A 1,278-nucleotide genomic window follows, 5' to 3' on the forward strand; every position below is an offset into this window, starting at 1 on the left:
ACGAGTGATACCCGCTTTCTCTTCATCTCCTCTCGCTTCAAAGTGTCCCAGCAGATGACTCAGTATCGCGGAGTTGAAGTAGATGATCGCGTTGGCAAGCAATCTTGCACATTCATTCCAGATAGCGATTTCACTCTCGTTTTTGCCTCGGAACTGATCGCCATTCACCGACGCAATAGCCCGTCTCAGGAAGTGCCACGCTTCTCCCCGGTTAAGGGCACGCTGAACGTACTGCCGCAAACTGGCATTGTCTATGTAATCCAGTAAATATTGCGCTTTGACCAGTCGATTATACTCCGTCAGCGCCTGTAATGTCGGGTGCCCCGAAGGATAACCAGACAACTTTCTTACCAGCATTGCCTGTGTCGTTCGCTTTGTCTGAAGTGACAGAACAATGCGCCTAATATCCTGCCATCCCGTTTCGATGACATTCGTCCTGATGGGCTTTTTCAGGGCAAGGTTGGTGCCGCCGTGTTCATTTTCAGTTACGTCAAACAGATCATTGATGACACTACTGAACTGCGCGTATCGCGGTGCAAAACTGTAACCGCATAGATCCAGTAAGGCGAAGTTAACATGATTGACACCGTGTGTATCTGTCGAGAGTACGTCAGGTTTGATTTCACTGCTGTTGGATTGTAACAGGTCATAAATATAGTGTGATTCGTGCTCGTTGGAACCGATGATCCGAGCATTGAGGGCGCTGTGGTTGGCCACCAGTGTCATGGCCGTGATCCCTTTGTTGGTGCCGAAATACTTAGAGGAGTACCGGGTTTTAAAGGTTTCCAGATGGGTTTCGAATTTCTGACCATCCGCACTGGCATGCAGCTGGTCCTCCTGAATATGGTAGTGGCGGAAGATGGGTAGCGCTGCAACCGCATTATTGATCACGTCGCTGGCGTCATGCAGCGTTTCAGGCCGGATATAGTTGGCCTGCACCGTACTCAGGTGTTCATAGCTTCGATCGGAGATCTGCGCCATGCCATACACACCACGGTGAGTGGCGTTGGCAATCAGAATGGCCAGTAAATCATCCTGATGAGTGAACCCTTGTTTTTGTATCGGAAGTACATGAGTCAGACATTTCATGAACCCGGTTTCGCGCTCTACATACCGCAGTACATCCGCGATACCGACCGGTTGCATTCGCTTAAAAAAGGGATTGTTGACCAGAGATGTAGCGCTTTTGGTCGGCAGACGCCAGCGGGTACCGGTACGATTTTTCATGATCACATTTCGATTGTCTCCCTCATCAATATGGAGAGCAACGTCTTTGAG

General features: G+C 49.7%; 1 pseudogene. It reads right to left on the reverse strand.

The features are described 5' to 3' along the window. Positions 1-1,278 (reverse strand): annotated as a pseudogene (locus JIG41_RS04655) (Tn3-like element ISShfr9 family transposase); the annotation flags it as partial.

The sequence above is a fragment of the Pseudoalteromonas sp. bablab_jr011 genome, assembly GCF_016464045.1.
GTDB lineage: Bacteria > Pseudomonadota > Gammaproteobacteria > Enterobacterales > Alteromonadaceae > Pseudoalteromonas > Pseudoalteromonas lipolytica.